Source organism: Streptomyces sp. NRRL F-5123 (assembly GCF_000721495.1).
Taxonomy (GTDB): Bacteria; Actinomycetota; Actinomycetes; order Streptomycetales; family Streptomycetaceae; genus Actinacidiphila.
Genome location: NZ_JOHY01000002.1, coordinates 35816 through 61396, shown reverse-complemented (window position 1 = coordinate 61396; position 25581 = coordinate 35816). Strand labels below are relative to the sequence as shown.

Sequence of the window (25581 nt, the reverse complement as noted above, 5' to 3'; positions counted from 1 at the left end):
GTCGGCTGCCGACACGGCGGAGGCGGCCGCGTGCCTCGCCGTGTCCCCGCCCGCCGAGCCGGAGCCGTTCGGAACGCGGGCCGAGGCGCGGGGTTCTGGCACCTGCGGAGGTGACGGTGTGGGGGACGCGGCGAAGCCGACCGCGCGGGAGGCCGCCGCGCCGCCGGGCTCGCCTGCGTCGCTGCCCGTCGCGCGGGATGCCGTGCGGGGAGCCGGTGCGGCCGGAGGTGTCGTCGGGGCGCGGGAATATGTGGGGCGGGGGTTCGTGGCGCGGGCCGCGGCGGTCACCGCGGGGCTGAGCGTGGCCGGGTCGGTGCTGGGGCTGGTGCGGGACCAGGCCATCGCGCGGTTCTTCGGCGCGGGGACGGGCAGCGACGCCTTTCTCGTCGCCTGGACGGTGCCGGAGATCGCCGCGACCGTTCTCATCGAGGACGCGATGGCCCTGCTGCTCGTGCCCGCCTTCAGCGCGGCCCTAGCCAAGGGCGGTACCGCCGCGCTCATCCGTGGCACATTGCCGCGTCTTGTCGCTCTGCTCGCCGTTGTGACGGCCGCGCTCTGCGCTGCGGCCCCGCTCGCCGTCCGCGTCCTGGCCCCGAGTCTGCCCGACCCCGCGCTCGCCGCGGCGTGCACCCGGCTGACCGCCACCACCGTGCTCGCCTTCGGCCTGGCCGGCTACCTCAGTGCTGCGCTCCGCGCCCACCACCGCTTCCTGCCGCCCGCGGCGATCTACGTGGCCTACAACGCCGGCATCGTCGCGACCCTGCTGGCACTCCACCGCCCGGTCGGCGTCCGGGCCGCGGCGCTGGGGGTCGCGGTGGGCGGGGCCCTGATGGTGCTGGTGCAACTGCCGCCGTTCCTGCGGGTGGTACGGGAGCGCGGCGGCTGCGCCGAGGCGGCCGAGGGCTCGGACCGCCGCGCGTCCGAGGCGGCCGCGGACTCGTCGGACCCCTGCGCGACGGGACGGCCCGGTGCGGACCGCCGGGCGCGGCACCGGCGCCCGAACCGCGTCGCGCGCGGCAAGGGCGGCGGGCTCGCGGTGGGGCTGGTCCTGCCGGTGGTCGTCTTCGCCGTCAGTCGGCAGGCGCAGGTGCTCGTCGAGCGGTATTTCGCCGCCGGCCTGCCCGCCGGGGCCATCTCGCACCTCAACTACGCGCAGAAGGTCGCACAACTGCCGATGGTGCTCTCGCTCATGGTCTGCACCGTGACCTTCCCCGTCGTCGCCCGCGCTCTCGCCGCCGGGGACCGGGAGGGCGCGCGGCGGCGCGTCGAGCGTGACCTCGCACTCGCATGCGTCGTTGTACTGCTGGGCACGGCGTACGTCCTCGCGTGCGCGCCGCAGCTCGTCGGCGTGCTCTTCCAACGCGGTGCGTTCGGCGCCGCGGACACCGCAGCGACCGCGGCGGTCATGCGCGTCTATGCGCTCGGGCTGCTCGGCCAGAGCCTTGTCGGCGCCCTTGTCCGCCCGTACTTCTCCGCGGCGCGGCCCACGTGGTTCCCCGTCGCGGCAATGGCCGCGGGACTCACCGTCACGCTCGCCGCGGATGCCGTCGCCGTCGGGACCTGGGGCGCGTACGGGATCGCCGCGGGGAATGCCGCGGGGATCAGCGTGACCGCCGTGCTGCTGCTGCGGGGGCTGCCCGCGCGGGCCGTGCCCGTCAGGGTGGGCGCGCTCGCGGTGGTCGTGGCCCGGTACGTGCTCGCCGCCGTCGTGGCGGCGGGCGCCGGGTGGTGCACCGCGCGGCTGCTGCCCGGGTCGGCGGTGGCCGGCGCGGGCGCCTGCTGCCTCACCGTTCCACTCGTCTTCGCCGCCGCGGCCGCCGCGGTCGGCGCGCCTCTCAGGAGCCTGAGCCATGCCGTCTGACGCCGCCGCACCGGCACCGTGGGTGCTGATGTACCACTCCGTCGCCGAGGGACGTGAGGACCCCTGCAAGGTCACCGTGAGCCCGCGGCGGCTCGCCGCGCACCTCGGCTGGCTGCGGCGGGCCGGGCTCACCGGCGTCGGCGTCGGTGAACTCCTCCGGGCCCGTGCGGAAGGCCGCGGGCGCGGCCTGGTCGGGCTCACCTTCGACGACGGCTACGCGGACTTCCTCACCGGCGCGGTGCCGCTGCTGCGGGCGTACGGGCACCGGGCCACCGTCTTCGTGCTGTCCGGCCGGCTCGGCGGCGACAACGCGTGGGACGCGGAAGGGCCCCGCAGAGCGCTGCTGGACGCGGAAGGGGTCCGCGCCGCCGCGCAGGCCGGGATGGAGGTCGGCTCGCACGGGCTGCTCCACCGCGACCTCACCGCCTGCGAGGACGCCGCTCTCGCCGCGGAGGCCGCCGGAAGCAGGCAGATCCTCGGAGCGCTCACCGGGGAGGCCCCGGCGGGCTTCTGCTACCCGTACGGGGCCGTCAACGCGCGGGCGGTGGCGGCGGTGCGCGCCTCCGGGTACGCGTACGCCTGCGCGGTGACGCCGCCGGCGGGGCTCGCCGCAGGGCCCTACGCCTTGCCGCGGGCGTACGTCGGCGAGCGCGACCACGCCGGGCGGCTCCTGGCGAAGGGCCTCCTCCATCGCATGCCGGCGGCCCGCTCCGCCCTCCGCCGGGGGGCGGGGACCCGTGCGTAACCCCTGCGGGGTGCGGAGGAGGGGGCTCGGCCTGCGGCCGGCGGCCCGCTTTTCGCGGGGGGCGGCGGGGGAGGGGGCGCCACTTGCCGTGGCGTGGCAATGTGCCGGTCCGTTCCGGCCGGGCGCGCGGTTCTCCCCCGGGGCTTCGCCCGGGAGGAGCTCCCGCGCGTCCCTCGGCAACGCTCGTCCGGTGGGGTGCGGGTCGGCTCCGGCGGTGGGGGGATGAAGGTGCTGCACGTCATCACCGGGCTCGGGGTGGGTGGGGCGGAGCAGCAGCTCAGGCTGCTGGTGCGGGAGATGGCCGGCGCCGTTCCGGCCGCGCAGGTCGTCGCGTTGACGAACGCGGGGGCTGTGGCCGAGGGGATCAGGGCGGACGGGTTCCAGGTCACGGATCTGGGGATGCGGGGCAATCGCGACCTTGCCGCGTTGCCGCGGCTCGCGCGGCTGATCCGGGCGGGCGGCTTCGACCTCGTCCACACGCATCTGTACCGCGCGTGCGTGTACGGGCGGGTCGCCGCCCGCCTGGCGGGCGTGCGCGCGGTCGTGGCGACCGAGCACTCGCTGGGCGACTCGCAGATCGAGGGTCGCCCGTTGAGCGCGGGGACGCGGGGGCTCTACCGCGCGACGGAGCGCCTCGGCGCCGGGACCGTGGCCGTGTCGGTGACCGTCGCGGAGCGGCTGCAGGCGTGGGGCGTGCCGGAGCAGCGCATCCATGTAGTGCCCAACGGCATCGACCCGGAGCGCTTCCGCTTCGACCCCGCCGTGCGGGCGGCGGCACGGCGGAGTCTCGGCCTGGACAAGGCGGCGTACGTCGTCGCCGGTGTGGGCCGCCTCGTGCCGGGCAAGCGGTTCGGCCTGCTGGTGCGCGCGGTGGCCGCGAACCCCGGAACGTACCTGCTGCTGACGGGTACGGGGCCGGAGCGCGGCCCGTTGCAGCGGCTCGCGGAGGAGGCCGGGGCCGCGGACCGTGTCCGGGTCGTCGGCGAGGTCGGGGGCGGGGGCGGGGCGGGCGGCGGCCCGGACGTCCCCGGCCTGCTGGCCGCCGCGGACCTCTTCGTGTCGCCGAGCGCGGAGGAGGCCTTCGGGCTCGCGGCGGTGGAGGCGCTCGCCGCGGGGCTCCCGGTGCTGTACGCGGCCTGCCCGGCGATCGAGGACCTGCCACTCCAGGACGCGCCTGGAGCGAGCCGGACGGGCGGCTCGGCGGAGGAGATCGCCGCGGCGATCGCGCGGCAGCGCCGCGCGGGGCCGGTACGGCTGGCCGTGCCCGCGGCGGTCGCGTACTACCACATCGCCAACACAGCGGACCGGGTCCTGGCGTTGTACGCCGCGGCGCTCAGGTCCGCCCGGAAGAAATGAGCTCCTGTATGAGGGCACTCCCGAGGGCAGCGCGGTGGGCCGCGCTGCCGCTGGGCGTCGGCTTCGGCATGCTCGCGGGTCTGGGCTGGGGTATTGCCGCGACTCCGCAATATGCCGCGACCAGCTACGTGATGGTCGTGTCGCAGCGCGCCGACCCGGCCGCCGCGCTGGGGTTCGCGCAGGCCTACGGGCGGGTGGTGACCGGTACCGCGGTGCTCGCGGGCGCGCAGGCCGCGGCCGGTACGTCCGCGGAGCGGCTGCGCGGGCACGTGGAGTCGCAGACCTCCCCCGACGCACCGATGATCTCGGTGACCGGTACGGCGTCGAGCGGCGCGGCGGCGGCGCGTTACGCCAACGCCGTGGCCAAGTCCCTTGCCGCGACCGGTAACAAGGACGCCTCCGGCACGGGCGTGAGCCTGCTGCTCTTCGCGCCGGCGTCCGCGCCCGCCGCGCCGTCCTCCCCGTCCGCGGCACTGTCGGCGGCGGTCGGCGGGAGCGCCGGCGGGCTGCTGGGCGCCCTTGCCCTGCTGGTCCGCCCGGCCCCGCGCCGTACCCCGGACGCCGCCGACCCGGCCGCTCCCGTTCCCGCCCCCGCACCGTCGGTGCGGGAGACCGCATGACGCCGCCGCCCGACCCGGCGGCCGGCCGCGGACCGGCCGCCGGGTCGCCCGTGCCCCTGGCCTGCCGCGCAGTCCCGCAGGCCGCGCCCGCGCCCGCCGCGGGGGGCGCGGCGCCGCTCGTGGTCAGCGTGTGCCGGGAGAGCGGGGAGTTCGGGAGGCTCGCGGGGGAGTGGGGCGGGCTGTGGCGGCGGTGCGCGGGGGTGACGGGGTTCCAGGGGCACGGGTGGCTGCACTCGTGGTGGCTGGCGTACGGGGGGCGGGGGGACCGGCTCAGGGTCGTGCTGGTGCGCAGCGCGGGGGTGCTGGTGGGAGCGGCACCGCTGATGCGGACGTACCGGCCTGGGCCGGTCGTGGTGGCGCTCGGCGGGGGGATCACGGACTACACGGACGTGCTGGTCGCCGCGGACGGGGTGGCAGGGACGACGCCGGACGCGGTGGCCCGCGCGCTCGCCGAGGGGATCCGCGCGGTGGCGTGGGGCGCGGTCGTCGATCTGCGGGAGGTGCGGCCGGGGGCGGCGGCGTTCGCGGTGTACGACGCGTGGCGCGGGCCGAAGCGGCGGGCTGCCGGGTCGGTGTGCCTGGAACTGCCGGGGCTGCCGATGGCGGAGCTGATCGCGCGCGTGGGCAGCTCGCGCGGGCAGCGCATCCGTGCGAACCTGCGCAAGCTGGACGCCGCGGGGGTGACCGTGCGCGAGGCCGCCGCGCACGAGGTGCCGGACGCCGTGGCCGGCCTGCTGCGGCTGCACCGGGCGCAGTGGCAGGGCCGCGGGGTGACGCAGGAGCACCTGCGGCCTCGTTTCGCCGCGCACCTGACGCGCGCGGCCACGGCGATGGTGGCGTCGGGCGAGGCGGTGGTCGCCGAATTCCACGTCGGCGGCCGCGTCGTGGCCGCGAACCTCACGGTGCTCTCCCCCGCCCTCGCCGGCGGCTACCTCTACGGGGCCGACCCGGCGCTGCGCGACACCACGGTCGACGTCACGACGCTGCTGATGCGGCACGGCGTGCAGCACGCGGCAGGGGCGGGACGGCCGGTGCTGAGCCTGCTGCGGGGCGCGGAGCCGCACAAATTCCACTGGCGGCCAGAACACGTCGGCAACGAGCGGCTGCTGCTCGCGAGCCGCCCGCTCGGCCCCGTGCTCCACGCCCGTTACGCGCTCGCCCTCGCCCGCAGGCGGCTCGTCCGTACGGCGGCGGCCCGGCTGCCCGCCCTGCGGGCGTGGCGCACCCGGCTGCACAGCCTGCTCGCCTGCCTCCGGCCCCGGGCCTGACCCGCCGGGCAAGCCCGCTTCCCTTCACCCCCTCGCCGCCCTCGACGGGCTCGCCGCCGTCGACGGGCTCGGCACGGCAGCAGCCCTCGGGGGCACGGCACCTTTGCCCCTCCCCGGCGCCGGACTGGAGGTCCCCGGCGCGGGATGCGGCACCGTCGCTGTCACCGGCGCCCGTGAGGCCGGCGCACCGGACGGCTTACGGGCCGTGCTGGGCCGCGGGCTCGGCGACGACGAGGGCGTGCGGCCCACCGCGGCCATGGGCGCGGACAGCAGCTCACGGAAGACCTTCGACGACTGCGGGTTGGCCGTGCACTGCCACACGCCGTGCGGGCAGTAGTCGGTGACGGTCTGGTAGAGCGCGTGGTGATCGCTCATCCACCGCAGCATCCGTTCGACGTACGCGGTGTCGTCGCCGTTCTGGAACAGGCCCCACTCCGGGTAGGAGACCGCCTTGCCGTGCCGCGCCGCGAAGTCGACCTGCGCCTGGAGCCCGTACGGCTCGCTCACCTGGTGGTCGAAGGACGCGCCCGGCGGCTGGTCGTAGGAGTCCATGCCGATGACGTCCACCGTGCCGTCGCCGGGGTAGCACTCCGTCCAGGGGACGGCGTCCTGACCGCGGCTGGGGGCGAAGTCGAAGCGGAACTTCTGGCCGGGCACCGCGCGCATGGCCGCGACGATCCGCTGCCAGTACGCCCGCCAGCTCTGCGGGTCGGGGCCGCAGCGGTGGGCGTACGTCGTGCCGTTCATCTCCCAGCCGAGCACGATCACCGTGTCCGGCACGCCCAGTTCGACCAGATGCTGGGCGAGCAGCGAGAAGTGCGCGTCGAACGCGCCGCTCGCGCCCTGCCGCAGCAGACCGCGGACGCGGGTGTCCGAGATGCGCTCCTCGTTTCCGGCCTGCATCGGCACGTTGAGCACGAGCATCCGGTCCGGCTCGGCCCGCCGCCAGTCGGCCCAGGGCTGGAGCAGCTTCTGGGGGCCCTCGATGTCCTCCCACGAGCCTCCGGACAGGTAGGTGTGGCCGACCCGGACAGGGGTGCCGCCGAGCCACTTCTGGAAGCCGGCCAGATTCGCCACGCCCTCGGCACCGGAATCGGTGAAGGCCCCGAGGTGGGGGAAGGCCACGGCCGCGGACCGCGCGGCGCCCCCACCCCCGCGGGCCTGCGCCGAACTGCCCCTGCTCGCCGCGGCGGAGCCCAGCGCGCCCGCTGCCAGGCCCGCCAGCAGGGTGGCCGTGGCGACACCGGCCCCCGCTCCCGTGATCCACCGGCGCCGGTCGGCCATGCTCCGTCACTCCTTGCTCGTCGGAAACGACGGGGTGAGTGTTCCCTTTTCGGCAAGTAATAACGTATGGCAGACAGTCCGATGCCGCGGAGTAGTCCGAACGCGCCGTCAGTTCCGTTGCTCGCATTTCCCATCGCCTCCATACGGTGAATTCCACGTATCGTCGGTATGCCCATGGCATACGCGTGCGAATCCGGCCGCCCCGTCACTCGCCCGGATGAACTTCCGGCTCGCATAAACCGATAATCCACAGTTCTCCGTCGTCGCGTCTGCATGATGGCCCGGCAGCGAACGGTCGCGAGGGGCAAGGAGCGGACGGGAAGCGTATGGGAACGGGCGAGAACCGATGAGAACGGACGAGAGGAGTCGGTCGTGAGCGAGTCCGACGCAGGACGGAACGCCGGTCGGAAGTCCGCGCGCACCGCCGTCACCCGCCGGCGGGTGATCACGTCCGGCGTGACGTCCGCCGCCGCCGTGGCGGGCACCGTCGCGGCACTGCACCCGCTGCTGACGGCAGGTCAGCCCGCGGGCCCCGCGGGGGCCGTCGCGGTCGGCGGCCCCGCCGGCTCCGACGGCAGCGGCGGCGACGTCGAGGTACAGCCCGCGCTCTTCGACGAGGTCTACCGCGGCCGCCGAATCCAGGGGTTCACCGATCCCGGCGAGGACGGCGTGGCCATCACCGTCGACGGGGAGGCGCTGCCGGTCATGCGCCGGGTCGACGGCAGCTGGATCAGCACCGCCAACCACTACCAGCCCTACACGACGCCGCTGGCCACCGCGCGGGCGGCGGTCGACGTCATCGGCCGGGCGAAGCTGTCCGCGGCCTTCGCGCAGCTGCACCACCACTGACCCGCGTACCACCTCCGATCGGGGCACCACCGGTGAACACCCGCAAGAACCAGCGCAATCTCACCAGCACCCAGCGCACCCGCTTCGTCGAGGCAGTCCTCGAACTCAAGCGCTCCGGCCGCTACGAGAAGTACGTCCGCACGCATGCCCAATACTTCGCCTCGGACGGCGAGAACGGTCTGCGTGTGGCGCACATGGCACCGACGTTCTTCCCCTGGCACCGGCAGTTCGTGCTGTACTTCGAGCGCGACCTCCAGCTCATCGACCCGTCCGTCACCGTGCCCTACTGGGACTGGACGGTCGACGACAAGGAGACGTCCGCGCTGTGGTCGGCGGACTTCATGGGCGGCAACGGGCGCGACAGCGACGGCCAGGTGATGACCGGCCCGTTCGCATACAGCGGGGGCAGGTGGCCGATCACCTTCGGCGTCACCGACGAGAAGTACCTCACCCGCAACATCGGTCGCCCCGACCGGCCGATCAAGCTGCCCACCAAGGCCGAGCTGGACGGCGCGCTGGCGCTCGGCACCTACGACACCGCGCCGTGGAATTCCGCGCCCGACACGCAGGGTTTCCGCAACAGGATCGAGGGCTGGACGGTCAGCGAGACCAAGGGCGGCTACCTGCACAACCGGGTGCACCAATGGGTCGGCGGGCACATGATCGGCGCGGCCTCGCCCAACGACCCGGTCTTCTGGCTGCACCACGCCTTCATCGACCTCATCTGGGTGCGCTGGCAGCGGCTGCACCCGAAGTCCGGCTATCTGCCGTCGGAGGCGCTGGCCGGTGACGACCCGGAGAGCGGCCGGGTGATCAGCGCCGACGAGCCGATGCCGCCGTGGAACGTGAAGCCGTCGGAGATGTTCGACCACCGGCCGTACTACCAGTACGAGGAGTAGGCGCTCCGGCACGCCGGTCCGTGCACGAAAACGGCCTCCCCGCACCGCACGGTGCAGGGAGGCCGGTCGCGCGTACGGGGGGCGCGCGGTCTACCAGTTGTCGCCGGGCTGGGTGACGGGGGTCGGGGTGGCCACCGTGCCCGAGGAGGTGTTCGCGCACTCGTTGCCGAGGGCCGGGTTCAGCAGGCCGATCACGTTGACGGTGTTGCCGCACACGTTGACCGGCACGTGGACCGGCACCTGGGCGACGTTGCCGGACAGGACGCCCGGGGAATTGACGGCAGCGCCCGCGGCACCGGCGTCGGCGGCGGCAATCCCGGCACCGGCGGCCAGCACGGCGCCCGCAGCTGCAGTGACGGCCGCGGCCTTTGCGATACGCGACATCGAGATCTCCCTGACTGAGGCGAAAGAGCGGCCGCAATACGCTGCGGCTTTGACGCAGTGGGCAACGGGGAGGATCGGCAATGGTCACGCAGGTTGAGCTGAATCGGTGATTCGTTATCGGATTACGCCAATGGAGTGACAAGCGCCCCGGGCGGCCGCCCCCGGCCGTTAGGGTCCGGCCCATGAGCCAGACCACTTCTGCGTCCGACGCGTCAATGCTGAGCCGGCTGGGCACCTTCATGGTGATCCCGTGGTCCGGAGAGAACCATCAGGACGGCCGCGACATGGCATTCCTGATGGCCTACACCCTCGGCGACGGGATCGAGGGCCCCTCGGGGTCGGAGGCGGCCGCGCTCGCCGTCGCCGAGGAGGCGGGGCTGCCGGTCGGCGGGGCGATCCTCGACGTGGCGCAGACGCCCAGGTCGCCCGTCAAGCTGCTGGTCGAGGGCGGCAAGGCGGTGCTGACGATGCCGTATCTGCAGGTCGCGTGCGCGGTCCCGGACGAGTGGACGGCCGCGGCGCGCGACCGCGGCACGGTCTACGTGATCCTCGCCAGCCGCCCCTGGCCGCAGGCCGTGCCGGGCCGCCAGGTCACCGAGGACGACCTCAAGGCCTTCATCGCCGACGAGACGGCGCTGACCTCCGCCGCCCACTGCTTCGTCCCCGTCCGCTCGCTCATGTCCTGACGCCCCGCACCGTCACAAGGCCACCGGTCGTACCCGTGACCGGTGGCCTTGTGACGGCAGCGGCCGCGCGCCCCGGTCCGGGAAGGCCGGCACACCGCAGGCCGGACGGGCCCGACGCAGCTAGTTGACCAGCTCGTTGCCCGCGTTGACGGCGTCCGTGCCGGCCTGGACGGCCTTCTTCACGGCGCCCACCTTCTTGGCCACGCCGGACTGCGCGACCAGCCCTCCGGCGGTCTGCTCGCCCACCGTCCGGGCGGTGACGGCGGTGCCGCTGAGGGTGTTGCCGAGGTCGGCGGCCTGGGCCGACGCGGAGGTGGCGGCGGTCGCGGACGTGGCTGCGGCGAGCAGGACCGAGCCTGCCGCCGCCTTGCTGAGGAATCGGCGTACGTTCATGGTCCGTCCAACGACCCACCGCCCTCCGAGGGCACGCGGCTCACCCCCACACGCTGGTCCCCAGCGTCACCCCTGCGAAGGCCATGGCCAGCCCGACGGCCACGCTGAGCAGCGCGTTCCCCGCCGCGTACGCCTTCGCACCGCCTTCGGCCAGCCGCAGCGTCTCGTAGGAGAAGGTCGAATACGTCGTGAGCGCCCCGCACAGCCCCGTGCCGAGCAGCAGTTGCAGGTGCGAGGACGCGGCGCCTGCCACCGAGGCGCCGGTGAGGGTGCCGAGGACCAGGCAGCCGCAGGCGTTGACGACGAAGGTGCCCCACGGGAAGACCGAGTCGTGCCGGGACTGCACCGCCCGGTCCGTCAGATAGCGCACGGGGGCGCCGACCGCGGCGCCGGCGACGACGAGCAGCCAGTTCACGCCGTGGCGCTCCCGGGCCGGGCGCTGTGCCGTACGACCTCGCAGGCGTCCAGGACGACCATGCCCTTCTCCACCAGGCCGTCCAGCTCGGGGAGGAAGGCGCGGACGCGCTCCTCGGTGTCGACGACGATCACCGCCACCGGCAGGTCCTCGCTGAGCGACAGCAGGCGCGAGGTGTGGATCAGGGAGGACGCGCCGAAGCCCTCGATGCCGTGGAAGACGCTCGCGCCCGCCAGGCCCGCGCGGCGGGCGCGGTGCACGATCTCGGTGTAGACGGGCTTGTGGTGCCACCGGTCGCTCTCGCCGAGCAGGACGGTCAGGCGCAGCGCGGCGCCGGACAGCCGCCGCTCCCCGTCCGCCTCTGCGCCTCGGTGGCCGGGGCCGGTGCCGGCGTTCGTCTCAGGAGTCACGGAAGTCATCGTGCCCGCCGTGCCAGCACCCCGCGGGTCGCCCACGCCGAGGCCCACACGGCGCCGAGCGCGGCGGCCAGTGTGGCGGCGGTGTACGCGGCCGCCGTCGCCGCCTGGTGCGCATCGACGAGCCGCCGGGCCTCCACGGCGTAAGTCGAGAAGGTGGTGTAGCCGCCCAGTACGCCCGTGCCGACGAACGGCCGGACCAGCCGGTGCGCCGCCCGGACCTCGGTGATGAGCACCATGAAGGCGCCGATGACGGCGCAGCCCGTGACGTTCACTCCGAAGGTCGTCCACGGGAAGGTGCCCGCCGGCTGCGGCCACAGCAGTGCGGCGCCGTACCGCGCGCACGCGCCCGCCGCGCCGCCGGCCGCGACAACGCCCACAACAGGCCACTGGTCATACATAAGACCGGGCGCCTTGTGTGGCGGCCTCGGTGCCCGCAGGGGTCGGCAGCGGCGCCGGGGCGGCGGCTCGGGCGGCTGCTGCTGCATGACCGGGCGTCCTCTCGTGCCGTACGGGCCCCGGTGTCCAGCGTAGTGCGCGGCCGCCGTACGAAGCCGGTACGGCAGGGCGAAGCCGCAGGTGGCGAGGGGCGCGCGGGGCGGCCGGAGCGGATCGCGGCCTGTTGCACGCACGTGACAACGGACGGACAGGAGAAGGACGTTGGCCCGGCACGATTTCCCTCGGCACCGGGCGCGACGGGCGACCCGGTGGACAACCCAGAATCAACGGGGGAATCAGAAATGTCCGTTCGTTCCAGAAGCCGCCGCACTGCCGCAGCGATCGCCGTCGTGGCGGGCGTCACCGCGGGACTCAGCCTCGTCCTGACCGGCTGCGGCCCTGAGGACGCCACCGGCACGGACGGCACCGACCCGTCCGCCACCAGCACCGCCTCTCCGGCGCAGGGCACCTCCGGTGCGAAGGGCGACCCGGCAGCCTCGGACGCGCCCGCTGCGAAGGTCAACGGCACCGGGAAGAACGGCCTGACCATCAGCGACGGCTCCCGCTTCGTCGTCATGAACGGCACCCGCGTCGACTTCGGCACCGTGGTCCGCGACCTCGCATGGTCGCCCGACGGCAAGAAGGCCGCCTTCGTCGACGGCGACGGCGACCTCGTCGTCAGCGACCCGGACGGCGGCAACCGCACCGTCGTCGCGAAGAACCCCGGCAGCGAGAACTGGTCGCACCCGACCTGGCAGGTCCGGGCGGCCGACACGGCGAACCAGCTGCCGAAGCTGAACAACCTCTTCTTCGCCGGCCGCAAGGGCGGTGTCTCCCGGCTCTACGGCGTCTCCGCGACCGCGCACAACGGCACGCCGCACGTCCTCAGCCTCGGCAACGAGTCCGGCGAGGACGTCAAGGAACTGCCGCAGACCGGCAACGTCTGGCCGAACGCCGCAGGCAAGTACGGCGCGGCCGTCTACGCCAACGCCGACGACGGCAAGGTCTACGTCCGCGACGACTACCTGCGGCAGCAGGGCGCCGCGATCGCCCCGGGCTCGGAGCCCGCTCTGGCCCCCGGTGACGACGAGGGCTTCGTCTTCGTGCGCTCCGTCGCCGGCCACGACCACCTCTTCCGGGAGACCCCCGGGGACAACGGGCCGACATTCAAGGACCTGACGCCCAACGCCGCCACCGACTACACCGAGCCGGCCTTCTCGCCCGACGGGAAGACCGTCGCGGCCCGCACCCCCGCCGGCATCGTGACGCTGCCCGCCGACGGCTCCGCGGCGCCCGTCAAGATCTCCGACTACACCGGGCTGCCCGCCTACCGCGCCTGACGCCCGCTCAGCCAGCCGGACCGCCGGACGCATCGGCAGCCCGCGCGGCCAGCTCCGCGCGCAGCTCGTCCAGATGGGTGTCGGACACCTCGTGCGGCAGGAATTCGACGAGGTCGACGAAGCGGAAGACCACCTGGGACGCGGTGACGGCGAACTCGTAGTCGGCGAACCCGACGACCGCACCTGTCGCCCCCCGCACCGCCCCCCTGACCACATGGCCCGTCATGTCGTCAGGGGAGTCGGCACCCGTGCGGCGGCGGGCGTTGGGCCGGGCCAGGTACGGGCAGACCATCGAGGCGTACAGCATGCACGCCCGGTGCCCCGGGCCCTCCAGCGTCGGCGCCATGTTCCGGTACGGCCGCCCGGCCGCCAGCGCCTCGGCTATCGCGGCGCACTCCGAGCCGCCCACCACCCGCCACACCGGCCCGCGCGGCATCAGCCGGTTGCACACGGAGCACAGCCGCTCCCGCGCGCACTTCGCACTGCGTTCGTAGTCGGTGAGCGCGAACTGCGGCTGGTCGCCCTCCCACGGGGTGATCGCCGGGACCGGATAGCCGCGCGCGTCCCGCGGGCGGGCGTCGACGGCGGGCGGCACGGGGACGGATTCGAAGCGCACCGCCCCTCTCTATCAGGCCGGACGCCTCCGGCGGAACAGCCGCCGGAATCCCTTCGCGGGGGCCTCCCGCGGCACCTGCTCCTGCTGCCGCTCCCGCTCCTGCTCCGCGGGATCCGGCGCGGGGTGGGCCGCGCGCCAGTCGGCGGCGACCTGCTCGACGTCGAAGAGCCCGCGCATCAGCGGCGGGCCCTGCGGCGGGCGGCGCAGCGCCTCGCGCAGGTCCTCGTTGACCGCCTCGACGATCCGCCGCGCCAGCGCCTCGGTCGGCGCGGCCATGGCCGCCGCCTCCGCGTCCTCGGCGCGCTTGCGCAGCACCAGCGACGGCGGCAGCGCCGACAGCCCCTCGGTCTGCATCTTGCGCCGCACCCACCACAGCGGGTCGTACGGCTCGTCCAGCGACGGCAGCGGCTTGCCCGCGCCCTCCAGGCCCGCGAAATCCCCGCGCCGCTCGGCGTCCCGGATCTGCTTGTCGGCCCAGGTCTCGAAGGGGACCCCGGGCGGCTTGCGTTCCGTCATCGCGCGCTCCTCCCCGTGCACCGTCGCTGCCTCAAGGCTAGTGCTGTGACCGGGAGGGTTCACCGGCTTGCGGCGTCCGGCACGGCACCTCGCTGCGTTGCCGCGTCGACCGAGTAGGGCCCACTACGAGGCCGGTCCGGCGCCTTGCGACGCACCGCACCGGACGCCGCAAGCTACCGGTGAAGCCTCCCGGTCACAGCACTAGTCCGGCACCGCCCCGTACGGCCTGGCCCGGGCCGCGAGCAGGGCCACGTCGTCCTCGGCGGCCTCCGGGGCCAGGCGGTGCACGACGCGGGCCAGGAGCGTGTCCAGCGGGCCACCGGCGTGCGGCAGCACCAAGCCGGCCAGCCGGGCGAGGGAGGCGTCGATGTCCTCGCCGCGGCGCTCGACCAGGCCGTCGGTGTAGAGCAGCAGGGTGTCGCCGGCCGGCCAGCGCATGTACACCCCCTCGTACGGGCCGCCCAGGTCCGCGCCCAGCGGCGGGCCCGGCGGCACCTCCAGCAGCCGCACCCGGCCGTGCGGGTCGACGAGCGCGGGCGGCAGGTGGCCGGCGTTGGCGAAGCGGCAGCAGCCGTGCACCGGGTCGGCGAGCGCCAGCAGGCACGTCGCCGGGCGCTCGGTGCCCGCGGCGGTGAGCAGCGCGTCCATCCGGCTCAGGATGAGGTCCGGCGGGTCGCCGTCGCCCGCGACGACGCGCAGCAGGGAGCGGTAGTGGCTCATCTCCACGGCCGCCTCCACGCCGTGGCCCATGACGTCGCCCATGGCCAGCAGCGTGACGCCGCCGGGCAGCGCGAACGTGTCGTACCAGTCGCCGCCCACCAGGTCCGACGCGCCCGACGGGAGGTAGCGCGTCGCGACGTCCAGCTGCGGCTGCGCGCCGCCGCCCGGCGTGGCCAGCAGCGCGCGCTGCAACTCCACCGCGATGCCGCGCTCGCGGCTGTAGCGGCGTGCGTTGTCCATGCTGATCGCCGCGCGGTCGGCGAGTGTGACGGCCACCGCCACGTCCTCCTCGCCGAACGCGGGCGAGGATCCCGCGCGCACCAGCGTCACCGTCCCCAGCTGCGCGCCGCGCGCCGCCAGCGGCACGACCAGCGCGGAGTGGATGCCCGCCGCGCGGTAGGCCGACACCCGGCCGGAGTTCGGCGCGGACCGGCCCATCTCCGCGTCACCGGGCACGTTGTACGCGAGCGGGCGGCCGTTCGCCAGGCAGCGCGGGACCGCCGATCCCGGCTGGTACTCGACGTGCTCGCCGGGCACCCCGAACTGCTGCACCGCCTCGCGCAGCCCCGGCACCGACGCGAGTGCCGCCCGGCGCAGCCGCACCGTGTCCGTGTCGGGCGGGCGGCGGCCGTCCGAGCCGCCCATCGCCAGCAGTTCCACCGTCGCGACGTCCGCGATCACCTCGACGAGCAGGTCGCACAGCTCCTGGCAGGTGCGGTCCAGCTCCAGCGTCCGGCCGATCCGCACCGCCGCGGTGTCCAGGAGCTGGAGGCGTTCCCGGGCCCTCTCCAGCTCTGCGCGCGCCTCGCGGTCGTCGCTCACTTCCAGCAGGACGACGCCGAGGCCGTGCACCCGGCCCTGCGCGTCCTCCAGCCGGTGGCAACTGCCACGCCACACCCGCAGCCGGTGCGGGGACTCCGCGCGGGTCTGCCCGCTCGACACGAGCTCGCGGGTGTTGCCGTCCGCCAGGACCTGGCGCAATGTACCGAGCCCGGCGTCCACGCCGGGTACGACCTCGGCGATCGTACGGCCGAGGTGCGCTTCGGCGGGCACGCCGTTCAGGCGGGCCATCGCGGGGTTGACGTAGACGAAGCGCAGGTCGGTGTCGAGCACGGCCACACCGGCCGCGGTGCCTTCCACGAGGGCGGGGTGGACCCACTCCCCGCCTGGAGCGCCCGCTCCGGGCGGGGAGGCGTGGTCCGGGGCGTCTGCTCCGCCTGACCTCCCGCCCACCCGCACCTCCACCCGTCCGTCGGCCTTGCACTCCAGCCTGCGCTTCCCTCCGGGGGTGGGCGAGTTTTCGGCCGCCGCCGCGGTCCCGCCGCCGGCGGCGGGAGGGAGGGCGCGCTTGCCCCGCCGGGCGGGCCTTTCCGCCGGACGCGGGAGCTGGGGGCGCGGCTGCGCCGCGGGGCGAGCGATTCGGGGGCGCGGGGGAACTGCGCGGGCAGCCCACCACCGGCCGGTGGCCCTGGGAGGTGCCCCCACGCGCCCCTGAAAACGCCCGCCCGGCGGCGGACAGGTTCCCTTCTCCTGCGGCAGCGGAGGATGCTCCGTGCTGTGGCGGCTCTCTCCTTCGCGGGGGTGGAAGGAGGGGTGGCCGCGGCGCATGGGCGGCCTCCTACCGGGGAGAGGAAGCGCTCAGGGATTGCGGGCGGGGTGGGGGAGGGTCGCAGCGAGAGCGGGGATCGCCGCGGCCAGGAGGAGGGTGGCGGCGGTGCGCGGGTCGGAGTGGGCGGGGGACAGGCGGGGGGAGACCGTGGTGAAGGCGCCGAGGGCGGCGACGCCCAGGGTCGCGCCGAACTGGCGCACGGCGTTGAGGAGGCCGCCCGCCGCGCCCGCGGTGCCCGGGGGCGCGAGGGTGATGACCGCGGTGGTGAGGGCGGGCAGTGCGAGGGAGACGCCGAAGCCCGTCGCGGCGAGCCCCGTGGCGAGGAGGGCGTAGGGCGCGCCCGTCCAGACCGCGCCGCTCATGACGCCGCCGCCCGCGGCCAGGAGGCAGAGCCCGGCCAGGACCGGCGCGCGGGGCCCGGTGCGGGCCACGACGCGGCCGGTGAGCAGCGGGTTGAACGCGGTGGGCAGCGTCATCGGCAGGAAGGCCAGGCCCGTGCCGACGGCGCTGTAGCCGAGCCGTTGCTGGAGCAGCAGCGGCAGCACGAAGAGCACGCCGGTGAGGGTGAAGCCCACGGCCGCGCCGGCGAGCAGCATCCCGGCCATGCCCGGGGCCCGCAGCACCGCGCGGGCCAGCACGGGCGCGCTGCTGCGGCGCTCGCGCCGCGCAAAGAGCCACGCCGTGGCAATTGCCACAGCAAGGGACGCCGCGGCATGCGCCCAGTGCCGGCCGCCGCCGGCGATCGCCGCGTCCGTGCCCAGCGCGAGCGCGGCGCACGCCAGCACCTGGCCCGCACGGTCGATGCGGCGGGACGCGTCCGCGCGGCAGCGGAGTGCGGCGCCGCGCACCAGGGCGAGGGTGAGCGCCGCGATCGGGGCGTTGACGAGGAAGACCGCGCGCCAGCCCGCGAGGCCGACGAGCAGCCCGCCCGCGATGGGGCCGGCCGCCAGCGCGGCACCGCTCACCGCCGCCCACACCGCGACTGCGCGGGCCCGCCGGGCGGGCTCCGGGTAGAGGGCGGTGATCAGCGCCATCGAGCTGGGCACGCACGCCGCCGCGGCGACCCCGAGCACCGCCCGCAGGACGACCAGCACCCACAGCGCGGGCGCGGCCGCGCACAGCAGTGACGCGGCGCCGAAGACGGCGACGCCGCCGCGGAAGAGGCGGTGCGCCCCGAAGCGGTCGGAGGCGGCCCCGGCGGACAGCAGCAGCGCGCCGAAGGCCACGGTGTAGCCGGTGACCGCCCACTGGAGCCCGGCGACCGACCCGCCGAAATCGTGCGTGAGGTCGGGCTCGGCGACCGACAGCACGGTCATGTCGAGCAGCACCATGAAGTAGCCCAGTGAGATGCCGAGCAGAGCGTACGGGGCTCGGGCGGTGCCCTCCGAGCCCTTGGCGGCCCCGGGCGGGTTGGCGGGGCCGCGGACGGACGCGGCGGACGTCGCGGGCGGCTGAACTGGCGGCCGGACTGGCGGCCGGACTGGCGGCCGGACTGGCGGCTGGGCAGGCGGCCGGACTGGCGGCTGGGCAGGCGGCCGGACTGGCGGCTGGGCAGGCGGCCGGACTGGCGGCTGGGCAGGGGGCTGGACTGGCGGCTGGGCAGGCATCGTCTCTCCGGTCGTCCGGGCTCACCCGGATGGCGGGTTCAGGGGGAAGCGCCCGCAGAAGCGCCGCCGGGCTCCGGCCCGGCACATCACCCCGCGGGAACGCCCGCCAGCATGCGGCTCACCCCAGGACCCCCTCCACCGGCGCCGCCGCACGCAGCGTTCGGTACGGCCGAACGCTGCCCGCCCGGGCGGCGGCTCCGGCATCGGCGTGCGGGCGGTACGTCCGGCGTGCGGCGCGGCAGCCGGTCCGCCCGGCGGCAGCGCGCCCCGCGCCCGTACCCGTGCAGGACGAGCGCGCCCCGTGCGCCACGGGCTCGCGGTGCCGTACCCGTCCACAGGCCTGTGGAAAGCAGCGGGAGGGACCGGATCTGCGCCGCGGCCTTGAGCTTCCACGACGCCCGGCATGGCGTCCACGGCCCGCGCCGCACCCGGCGGAGGCCGCCGGAATGAGGCGGCCATCGGCCGGGGGCACCCACAGGGGGATGCCCTACGCTGCCGGGAGGCGGTTCCGCGGGGGCGGGGGGACGTGAGGTCGTGGCAGCGGGGGCAGAAGGTGCCGGGGCGTGGGGATCCACCCTGTCGGCGCAGGAGTTCGCAGCGGTCCAGGGCGTGGGGTTCGACCCGGTCGGGCAGGTGCTCGGGACGGCGGTCTTCCATCTCGGCTACAGCGGCAACTGGTGCGCGTACATGTGGTCGTCCGGTCAGGACACGGCCGTGTCGTCCACCGCGCGGGCGCCCTTCTCGAACCTGGTGCGGACGATGTACGCGGCCCGCAGGCTGGCCCTCCGCCGGGCCGTCGACGAGTGCGCCGCACTGGGCGGGGACGGGGTCGTGGGGTTGCGGCTGCGCACCGGCTCCTTCCCCGCGGGCGGAACGGAGTTCACGGTCCTCGGGACGGCGGTGCGCGCGAGGTCCCGGATCCGTCCGGCGCGGCCCTTCACGTCGCATCTGAACGGCCAGGACTTCGCCAGGCTCGTCGGCAGCGGCTGGGTGCCCACCGGGCTGGCCTTCGGGATCAGCATCGCGACCCGGCACGACGGCTACGACACGCGCCGGCAGATCAGACGCTTCGCCGGGAACCGGGAAGTCGACGGCTACACCGACCTGGTCACGTCCGCCCGGAAGGACGCCCGGCGGCAACTTGCCGCCGACGCCGCATCGAACGGCGGCGACGCAGTCGTGCTGGACGGGATGGACCTGCGGGTGAGCGAACAGGCGTGCGGCAACAGCAATGTCGACCACCTGGCGGAGGCCGTTCTCGTCGGCACCTCCGTCGCCCGCTTCCGCCGTACCGCGCGCAACGTCGAGCCACGGCCACTGACCATCATGAGACTTTGAGCGGGAGCGCTGACATGGCGAAAAAGGCAGACGGAGGACTGGGCGGACACGAGGCCCAACTGGCGGCCGCGGGGCTGCCCGAGGACGCGATGCACCGGCTGAAGCAGCTGCAGCCGGGGAAGGCGGGGTCGATCTTCACCTCCGACCTCTCGGTGAACGAGTTCCTGCTCGTGCGGGAGGCCGGCTTCCGGCCGCTGGGCCTGGTGCTGGGCTCGTCGATCTACCACGTCGGCATCCAGATGGGCCGCTGGTCGAAGAACCAGGAGCTCACGACGCTCTCCCAGGCGATGTACCACGCCCGGGAGCTGGCGATGAGCCGGATGGAGGCGGAGGCGAGCGAGCTGGGCGCGGACGGCATCGTGGGCGTCCGGCTGGACATCGAGATCAAGGAATTCGGCACGGACATAGCCGAGTTCATCGCCGTCGGCACCGCTGTGAAGGCGGACGGGGCGGACCCGGGGCACAGCGGAACCTGGCTCAACAACAAGGGCAAGCCCTTCACGTCCGACCTGTCCGGCCAGGACTTCTGGACGCTCGTCCGCGCCGGGTACGCGCCCCTCGACATGGTCATGGGCTCGTGCGTCTACCACGTGGCGCACCAGAAGCTCGGCCAGGTGATCGGCAACGCGGGCCGCAACGTCGAGATCGAGCAGTTCACCCAGGCGCTCTACGACGCGCGGGAGCTTGCGATGGGCCGGATGCAGGCCGAGGCGGAGGAACTCGGCGCCGAGGGGATCGTGGCCGTGCAGCTGCGGCAGCACTCGCACACCTGGGGCGCGCACACCACGGAGTTCTTCGCGATCGGCACGGCGGTGCGGCCGCTGCGGGACGACCATGTCATCGACCGGCCGACGATGGTGCTGGGCCTCGACAGCTGACCGCGCCGGGGAGGGAAAGGGGACGTCATGTCCGAGAAGGATCCTGAGCGGGGTGCGCCCGGCGGCGAGGGGGAGGTGGAGCTGCTCGCCGCGGCACTGCGGCGGGACAGCGCCGACCTGGATCTCTACGCCCGGGTGCTGTCGGTCAACCTGATGGAGTCGCTGCCGCCCGGCACGCTCCAGGTCGCGCGCAAGCGCTCGGTCGCCGACCGGATGGCCGGGCGCGAGGGCACGGTCACCGAGCTGGACGTCTCGCTCGGGGAGCAGCGGCTGGCGCTGCGGAGGGAGCGGGAGCGGACGGTCGCCGAGATCCGCAAGGAGGTGCGCGGCATCGTCCTGTCCCGCCGGGAGGTGGGACTGGACGAGTGGGTCGACGCCCTCGCCCGCGCCCTGGCCGGCGCCGCCGCCTCCAGTTCCCGGGCCCGCGAGGCGCTCGAACGCTTCCTGACCTGACGCGACAGGACACCGCGACAGGACGGGACGGGGTGGCGTCACCTGCCGTACGGGCCCGCTTCCGTAGCGGCGTGACGCGTACGCGCCTGCGCCTGCGCCCGCGCCTGCTCAGCGCTGCAGGTGCGGTGGCAGCGGTACCCAGCGGCGCGCGGACCGGTTGTCGACGGCCTCCCGTGCGGCCGATACCCGCATGCCGGCCGCCGCGCACGCGTACGCCAGGGCGTTGGCGCCGTACGGGAAGCGGGGCCGGGTCTGCCAGAACCGGAAGCGCCAGTAGGCGTCCTGGTCGCCCTGGCCGGGCTGGGGCGCCAGGGTGCCCAGCTCGTCGGACGCCACGACCTCGCCCTCCCGGGCCAGCGTGAAGAACGTGCCGCCCTTGGGATTGAAGTACAGCCCGCACGCGTCCGTACCCGCCGACACCGCGCGCAGCACGGCCCCGTCGTTGGGCAGGTAGCCCTGCTGCGTGACGGCGCAGCCGCCGGGGTCGCCGGGCAGCGCCGTCACGCCGACGTAGCGCAGGGTCTCCTCGTAGTCGTCCTCGTCGAAGGGCGCGTCCTCGATGTCCACGGGCGGGCATTGGGCCGGGTCGGCGCCGAGCCGGCGTATCAGCTCGTCCTCGGTCAGGCCGCGGACGAAGGCGGCGCCGAGGCCCTCCGTCCACAGCCCCTGCGTGTCGAAGGCGGCGACGAGCGCGTCGGCCTCCGTGAAGGCGGCGGCTTCCGCGGCGGGCAACCGTACGGCCCCGGGCAGGGCGGCGACCAGCGGCGCGAGCGGCGTGGTCAGCAGCAGCCGGCCCGGTGACCAGGCGCCCTCCTGCGGGGTCCACGCGTCCGCGCCCGCGTCGAGCAGCGCGCGGACGCTGCCCTCGTCCAGCGCGCGGGCGGCCTGCCACAGCGGGGTGTGGCCCGCCTCGTCGCGCGCGTCGGCCGCGGCGCCGTGCGCGAGGAGCGCGGCGACCGCCTCCGCCGCACCGCGCTCGGCCGCCATGTGCAGCGGCGTGGTCGCGGCGCGGCCCTCGGCGACACCGCCTGCGGGCGCGCCGCCCTCCAGCCGGGCCCGGACCAGGGCGGCGTCCTCCCAATCCCGGTAGCCCATGCCCTGCCAGTCGGCGCGCGGAAGGTAGCGCTGCCGGGCCTCCTGCGCGCGGCGCAGCTCGGCGCGCTGCTGCGCGGTGAGCGGCGGCGCGAGGAACGCGGGCGGCCCGCCGCGCTCCACGTGGGCGAACGCGCGCGGGCCCGCGGGACCGGCCGGCGGCTCCGGCAGATCCGGCCAGACCTCCCGCGCGTGCTGCGCCGCCGCCCGTATCGCCGCCGTGTCCAGCGGCGTCCGGGTCTCGGATATGCCCTCGTCGGGCCACTCGACGACCAGTTCCGTCGCGCCCGGCGGCGGCAGTTCGGGCAGGTACAGGTCGACGTCCGTACGGAACGGGGACCGGTGGGAGGGGCCGAGCCCCGGGTCGAGCGGGATCAGGCCGACGGCCTGCGGCGTGGCCGCCGTACGGGGCGTGCCCTGCGCGTCGGTGTACGTCACCCGGCGCATCACCGTCCCGTCCAGCGAGGTCACCCGGCGGCCGTCCGCGAGCAGCAGCCCGACGCGCAGCCCCGACTGCCGCTGCCCCTCCCCCGCCGACTCCTGGCGCCGGACGCTGCGGAAGACGGTCAGCCGCGCGGTGACCGCCCGCGGCCACACCGACCACGCCAGGGACACGACCCGGACCTCCGCCCCTGCGCCCACCACCCCGGCGCCGGGCAGCACGGCGGGCGCGAAGTGGTCCGCCGGCGGTGCGTACTCACCGGCGGCGGCCGTGCTCGGGCGCAGCGCGGCCACCACCGGCCGCCCGTCGGCGGGCGCTCCGGAAAGCGCGCCGGCGGGCCCGTCGTCCGGCTCGTCGGTCATGACCAGATCATCGAAGAATCCCACGCGCCCAGCCTCGCACGGGGGTCTGACAACCCGTCGGGGCCGGACGTCCTCCCGCTCGTACGACCAGCGGACGAACGGATCGCCGACCACCCCGCGCGCCGACCACCCCGCGCGCCGACCACCCCGCGCGCCGACCACCTCGCGCGCCGACCGCCGGGCCGTCAACCCCCGTCGTCCCCGTCATCCCCCGTCGTCCTGCGGCGGGATCATCCGCACGGGCCCTACCGGGCGCCCCCGCCCCCGCTGCCGTCAGCCGTCGGCACGCAGCACCAGCAGATCCATCCAGCTGACGGCCTTCTCCGTCGGATCGGCGGCGGCAGCGGCCCGCAGGCGGTCGAGTCCGCGCGCGTAGGCGGCGTCGCTGAGGGAGCGGAGCTTGCTGTCGGTGCCGCGGCGCAGGCCGTCTGCGTAGGCGGCGAGGGTGGGCGCGGACTCCTGGGGGAGTGTGCGCAGCGCGGTGCGGTGGAAGCCCGCGGCGGTGAAGACGGTGACGACGTGCTCGACCGGCGGGTAATAGGCCACGCTGTCGGCGGTCTCGGGGAAGAAGCGCAATCGCAGGTCGCGCTCGGCGCGGCCGGGGAAGACGTTGCGGATGAGCACCGGCGCACCGGGCCGCAGCGCGCGGCGGGTCTCGCGGGCGGCAGCCACGAGGTCCTCGATGTGGTGGACGACGGAGCCGAACCAGGCCGCGTCCGCGCACCCGTCGCCCACCGGCAGGGCCTCCGCGCGGCCCTCCAGCACGGTGATGCCGTCGTCCGCCGGGATCAGCGCGCGCATGGCCGCAGACGGCTCCACCGCCAGGACGTCCACCCCGAACCACTCGCGGAAGGCCGTGGCGAAGCCGCCGGTCCCGGCCCCGACGTCGAGCACCGTCATGCCGGGTCGCAGCCCCGCCTCCTCGGCGACGGCCTCCCGCCACGCGCCGAGCCCTTCCCTTGGCACCTCCCGCGCGGCGCGATATGCGGCGGCGTCGTCCGCCGGGTCCGCCAGACCTCCCGTGCCCCTGCCCTGTGCGGCCATGTGCCCTCCTCCTGCGGTGCCGGTCCCGCACCCGGCGGGCGTTCGCCCTCAGTCTGTACGAAAGGTGCCGATCGGACCCGGCACAGGGCGATTTCCCACCCCGACGTGGTGACGGACCGGCCCGGACGTGACGCACAAAAGGCCCCTCGGAGCCCGCCGGAGCCGTCCTGCCCGGGCTGTTGCGCGCCCCTACGCCGGCGCGGGCGGCCCGTGTTCCGCGGCGATCGGGGCCAGCAGGCCGCCCAGCTGGGCGCGTTGGGCCGGTGTTCGTCCGTACCGGGCCCTGCGCGTGGGACGACGTCCCGACCCGGCAGGCCGTCGCCGCCCGCCGTCGCCCGCACCTCGCGCTGTGCGGCGTGACCAGCGAGAGGGTCGTCCTGCACACCGCGCTGGACGCGCCGGCCGCGGGGTACGAGGTCACCGTCCTGCTCGACGCCTGCGGCGGGCTCTCCGCCCGTACCGAGCAGGCCGCCTTCCGGCAGGTCGAGGCGGCGGGCGGGGTGTGACCGCGGTCTCCGGCTTCGCCGCGGACCTCGTCCGGGACTTCACCACGCCGGTGGGCCGCGAGGTCGTCACCGCCCTGCACGGACTGCTCCGGCCGGCCGGGAGCGCTGCCTGAGGCAGGGGTCCTCAGTCCGGCGCGGCGGCGAAGCGCGCGATGAGCAGCGACAGCCGCCCGGCGTGGTCGGCGGTGGGGAGGCGGCCGCTGCGGGTGAGGGTGACCAGGCCGTGCAGGGCGGCCCAGAAGGTCTCCGTGAGCAGTGCCGGGTCGTCGCCGCCGGTGAGGGGGGCGACGGCCCGGACGAGCTCGCCGAAGGCGTCCCGCAGGGGGGCGGGGGCCTCCGGTGTGGCGAAGGGCAGGTCGACGGCGTGGGTGAACATCGCGTCGTAGAGGGCGGGCCGCTGCTGCGCGAAGTCGGTGTACGCCGAGGCCACAGCGGCGAGGGCGGCGGCGCCCGCGGTCGCGGGGGTCCCCGCGGTGCGGTCCGGGCCGGCCTCTCCCGTACCTGCCGCGCCTGCCTCTCCCCTACGGGCCGAGTCGACGCCTCGGCCTGCGGCTTCCGGCGGTGAGCCGGTACGGGCCGCGCGCAGGGTGGCGGCCAGTTCGGCGAAGCCCTGCTCGGCGACGGCGGCCATGATCGCGCCCTTGCCCTTGAAGTGGCTGTAGAGGACGGGCTGGCTGTACTCGATCTCGGCGGCTAGCCGGCGGGTGGTGACGGCGTCCCACCCCTCCGCCTCCGCGAGTTCGCGCGCGGTCGTGACGATCAGCCGTTCGCGTTCCGCTCGTTCGCGCTCCCGGCGCGTCTGGATGGTCATGGCCACGATTCTAGCACTGCTAGAAATTGTGCTGGCGCTATGTTAGCTTCGCTCTCGTCCCTAGCGCTGCTAGCAAGGAGTCCCGCCATGACCGCCACCGCGTACACCCTCGCCGCCGTCCTCGACGTGTTCGTGCTCTTCATCGGGGCCCGCTTCCTGCTCCAGCCGCACCCCGCCGCCGCGGGGTACGGCGTTCCCGCCCGGCCCGCGGGCGACGCGGCCTACCTCGCCGTCAAGGGGCTGCGGGACGCGGTGTCCGGCGTCATGGGCCTCGCCCTGCTGGCCTTCGCGGGGGCGCACGCCGAGGCGTGGTTCATGCTGGCCGTGGCGCTCGTGCCGCTCGGCGACACCGCGATAGTGCTGCGGCACGGGGGGCAGAAGGCCGCCGCGTTCGGGATCCACTTCGCGACCGCCGTCGTCGTCCTCGCGAGTGCAGCGCTGCTCTTCGCCGTGTGAGCGCGCCGGGCGCTCCCGCACACCCGGATGATCAGCCCCGCAGCGCCCGTACGCCCCGGATGATCAACCCCGCGGGCCCGCCCCCGCGTCTGTCCGTACGGGACCCCGTGCGGCCGGCCCGGTCACGGCCCGCCCACGAGCCCCACTCCGCCCCATCCCGCCGCACCCCACCCAGGA

27 protein-coding genes are annotated in these 25581 nt (G+C 75.3%); 14 read left to right on the top strand and 13 right to left on the bottom strand.

Features of this window, described 5'->3' with window-relative positions; all coding sequences use genetic code 11:
- Nucleotides 1-118: 118 nt before the first annotated feature.
- The 5 genes from IH54_RS0102035 to IH54_RS0102015 all read left to right on the top strand — a co-directional run bounded on the left by IH54_RS0102035 (nucleotide 119) and on the right by IH54_RS0102015 (nucleotide 5850).
- The gene (locus IH54_RS0102035; protein ID WP_043179661.1) at nucleotides 119-1861 is read left to right on the top strand and encodes a lipid II flippase MurJ; all 1743 of its coding nucleotides are present in this window, start codon (nucleotides 119-121) and stop codon (nucleotides 1859-1861) included.
- On the top strand, nucleotides 1851-2606 hold the full coding sequence (locus IH54_RS0102030) for a polysaccharide deacetylase family protein (RefSeq protein ID WP_052396979.1): 756 nt from the start codon (nucleotides 1851-1853) through the stop codon (nucleotides 2604-2606). The genes IH54_RS0102035 and IH54_RS0102030 overlap by 11 nt, the downstream gene beginning before the upstream one ends.
- A 222-nt stretch (nucleotides 2607-2828) precedes the next feature.
- Nucleotides 2829-3962 carry a glycosyltransferase gene (locus IH54_RS0102025; protein WP_031512397.1) on the top strand — a complete coding sequence of 378 codons (1134 nt, stop codon included), beginning with the start codon at nucleotides 2829-2831 and terminating at the stop codon, nucleotides 3960-3962.
- A gap of 8 nt (nucleotides 3963-3970) precedes the next feature.
- Nucleotides 3971-4582, top strand: a complete 612-nt coding sequence (locus tag IH54_RS0102020) for a hypothetical protein (protein ID WP_043179574.1) — start codon at nucleotides 3971-3973, stop codon at nucleotides 4580-4582.
- A complete protein-coding gene (locus IH54_RS0102015; RefSeq protein ID WP_078861865.1) occupies nucleotides 4579-5850 on the top strand; it encodes a GNAT family N-acetyltransferase in 1272 nt (423 codons plus the stop codon). The genes IH54_RS0102020 and IH54_RS0102015 overlap by 4 nt, the downstream gene beginning before the upstream one ends.
- Nucleotides 5851-5874: 24 nt before the next feature.
- On the opposite strand, the gene IH54_RS0102010 is transcribed toward IH54_RS0102015, so the two are convergent.
- Nucleotides 5875-7134, bottom strand: a complete 1260-nt coding sequence (locus tag IH54_RS0102010) for a glycoside hydrolase family 26 protein (RefSeq protein WP_052396977.1) — start codon at nucleotides 7132-7134, stop codon at nucleotides 5875-5877.
- Nucleotides 7135-7506: 372 nt separating this feature from the next.
- On the opposite strand from IH54_RS0102010, the gene IH54_RS39230 reads away from it, so the two are divergent.
- Nucleotides 7507-7983, top strand: a complete 477-nt coding sequence (locus tag IH54_RS39230; protein WP_052396976.1) for a tyrosinase family oxidase copper chaperone — start codon at nucleotides 7507-7509, stop codon at nucleotides 7981-7983.
- A gap of 32 nt (nucleotides 7984-8015) precedes the next feature.
- On the top strand, nucleotides 8016-8882 hold the full coding sequence (locus IH54_RS0102000) for a tyrosinase family protein (RefSeq protein ID WP_031512389.1): 867 nt from the start codon (nucleotides 8016-8018) through the stop codon (nucleotides 8880-8882).
- Between the two features lie 90 nt (nucleotides 8883-8972).
- On the opposite strand, the gene IH54_RS0101995 is transcribed toward IH54_RS0102000, so the two are convergent.
- On the bottom strand, nucleotides 8973-9266 hold the full coding sequence (locus IH54_RS0101995) for a chaplin (RefSeq protein ID WP_052396975.1): 294 nt from the start codon (nucleotides 9264-9266) through the stop codon (nucleotides 8973-8975).
- A 182-nt stretch (nucleotides 9267-9448) separates the two neighbouring features.
- Here IH54_RS0101995 and IH54_RS0101990 point away from each other — a divergent pair, with 182 nt between their 5' ends.
- Nucleotides 9449-9952, top strand: a complete 504-nt coding sequence (locus tag IH54_RS0101990) for a DUF5949 family protein (protein WP_031512386.1) — start codon at nucleotides 9449-9451, stop codon at nucleotides 9950-9952.
- Between the two features lie 120 nt (nucleotides 9953-10072).
- Here the strand turns inward: IH54_RS0101990 and IH54_RS0101985 are convergent, their stop codons facing one another.
- The 4 genes from IH54_RS0101985 to IH54_RS0101970 form a co-directional block, all read right to left on the bottom strand.
- Entirely contained in the window at nucleotides 10073-10345 is a 273-nt protein-coding gene (locus IH54_RS0101985) for a hypothetical protein (protein WP_031512385.1), read from the bottom strand.
- Nucleotides 10346-10385: 40 nt separating this feature from the next.
- Nucleotides 10386-10760 (bottom strand): fluoride efflux transporter CrcB, encoded by a 375-nt coding sequence (crcB, locus tag IH54_RS0101980; protein WP_031512384.1) that lies wholly within the window; start codon nucleotides 10758-10760, stop codon nucleotides 10386-10388.
- Nucleotides 10757-11101 carry a DUF190 domain-containing protein gene (locus IH54_RS0101975; RefSeq protein WP_031512383.1) on the bottom strand — a complete coding sequence of 115 codons (345 nt, stop codon included), beginning with the start codon at nucleotides 11099-11101 and terminating at the stop codon, nucleotides 10757-10759. Before IH54_RS0101975 ends, crcB begins: the two co-directional genes overlap by 4 nt.
- Before the next feature lie 74 nt (nucleotides 11102-11175).
- Nucleotides 11176-11577 (bottom strand): FluC/FEX family fluoride channel, encoded by a 402-nt coding sequence (locus IH54_RS0101970; protein WP_031512382.1) that lies wholly within the window; start codon nucleotides 11575-11577, stop codon nucleotides 11176-11178.
- A 339-nt stretch (nucleotides 11578-11916) separates the two neighbouring features.
- Here IH54_RS0101970 and IH54_RS0101965 point away from each other — a divergent pair, with 339 nt between their 5' ends.
- Nucleotides 11917-12954 (top strand): PD40 domain-containing protein, encoded by a 1038-nt coding sequence (locus IH54_RS0101965; RefSeq protein WP_078861863.1) that lies wholly within the window; start codon nucleotides 11917-11919, stop codon nucleotides 12952-12954.
- Between the two features lie 7 nt (nucleotides 12955-12961).
- Here IH54_RS0101965 and IH54_RS0101960 read toward each other — a convergent pair whose 3' ends face one another.
- The 4 genes from IH54_RS0101960 to IH54_RS0101945 form a co-directional block, all read right to left on the bottom strand.
- The gene (locus IH54_RS0101960) at nucleotides 12962-13570 is read right to left on the bottom strand and encodes a hypothetical protein (RefSeq protein WP_031512380.1); all 609 of its coding nucleotides are present in this window, start codon (nucleotides 13568-13570) and stop codon (nucleotides 12962-12964) included.
- A 12-nt stretch (nucleotides 13571-13582) separates the two neighbouring features.
- Complete coding sequence (locus IH54_RS0101955; protein ID WP_063762174.1) at nucleotides 13583-14086, bottom strand: DUF1992 domain-containing protein; 504 nt, start codon at nucleotides 14084-14086, stop codon at nucleotides 13583-13585.
- Nucleotides 14087-14287: 201 nt separating this feature from the next.
- On the bottom strand, nucleotides 14288-15946 hold the full coding sequence (locus IH54_RS39225) for a SpoIIE family protein phosphatase (RefSeq protein ID WP_052396974.1): 1659 nt from the start codon (nucleotides 15944-15946) through the stop codon (nucleotides 14288-14290).
- A gap of 498 nt (nucleotides 15947-16444) precedes the next feature.
- On the bottom strand, nucleotides 16445-17746 hold the full coding sequence (locus IH54_RS0101945) for an MFS transporter (RefSeq protein ID WP_063762173.1): 1302 nt from the start codon (nucleotides 17744-17746) through the stop codon (nucleotides 16445-16447).
- Nucleotides 17747-18556: 810 nt separating this feature from the next.
- Between IH54_RS0101945 and IH54_RS0101940 the strand changes: the two genes are divergently transcribed.
- The 3 genes from IH54_RS0101940 to IH54_RS0101930 are packed head-to-tail and all read left to right on the top strand — an operon-like array spanning nucleotide 18557 to nucleotide 20691.
- A complete protein-coding gene (locus IH54_RS0101940) occupies nucleotides 18557-19360 on the top strand; it encodes a heavy metal-binding domain-containing protein (RefSeq protein WP_159011608.1) in 804 nt (267 codons plus the stop codon).
- 14 nt (nucleotides 19361-19374) lie between these two features.
- Nucleotides 19375-20238 (top strand): heavy metal-binding domain-containing protein, encoded by an 864-nt coding sequence (locus IH54_RS0101935; RefSeq protein ID WP_199923318.1) that lies wholly within the window; start codon nucleotides 19375-19377, stop codon nucleotides 20236-20238.
- Between the two features lie 27 nt (nucleotides 20239-20265).
- Nucleotides 20266-20691, top strand: coding sequence for a hypothetical protein (locus IH54_RS0101930; protein ID WP_052396972.1), 426 nt, complete (start codon nucleotides 20266-20268; stop codon nucleotides 20689-20691).
- A gap of 108 nt (nucleotides 20692-20799) precedes the next feature.
- Here IH54_RS0101930 and IH54_RS0101925 read toward each other — a convergent pair whose 3' ends face one another.
- On the bottom strand, nucleotides 20800-22587 hold the full coding sequence (locus IH54_RS0101925) for an ankyrin repeat domain-containing protein (protein ID WP_107060074.1): 1788 nt from the start codon (nucleotides 22585-22587) through the stop codon (nucleotides 20800-20802).
- 273 nt (nucleotides 22588-22860) lie between these two features.
- Nucleotides 22861-23631: a class I SAM-dependent methyltransferase gene (locus IH54_RS0101920; protein ID WP_052396971.1), complete on the bottom strand. Its 771-nt coding sequence runs from the start codon at nucleotides 23629-23631 to the stop codon at nucleotides 22861-22863.
- 263 nt (nucleotides 23632-23894) lie between these two features.
- Here IH54_RS0101920 and IH54_RS46515 point away from each other — a divergent pair, with 263 nt between their 5' ends.
- Entirely contained in the window at nucleotides 23895-24137 is a 243-nt protein-coding gene (locus IH54_RS46515; protein WP_052396970.1) for an isochorismatase family protein, read from the top strand.
- A 124-nt stretch (nucleotides 24138-24261) separates the two neighbouring features.
- Here IH54_RS46515 and IH54_RS0101910 read toward each other — a convergent pair whose 3' ends face one another.
- Nucleotides 24262-24948, bottom strand: coding sequence for a TetR/AcrR family transcriptional regulator (locus IH54_RS0101910; protein ID WP_031512367.1), 687 nt, complete (start codon nucleotides 24946-24948; stop codon nucleotides 24262-24264).
- Between the two features lie 87 nt (nucleotides 24949-25035).
- On the opposite strand from IH54_RS0101910, the gene IH54_RS0101905 reads away from it, so the two are divergent.
- Nucleotides 25036-25404, top strand: coding sequence for a DUF4267 domain-containing protein (locus IH54_RS0101905; RefSeq protein WP_031512365.1), 369 nt, complete (start codon nucleotides 25036-25038; stop codon nucleotides 25402-25404).
- Nucleotides 25405-25581 lie beyond the last annotated feature (177 nt).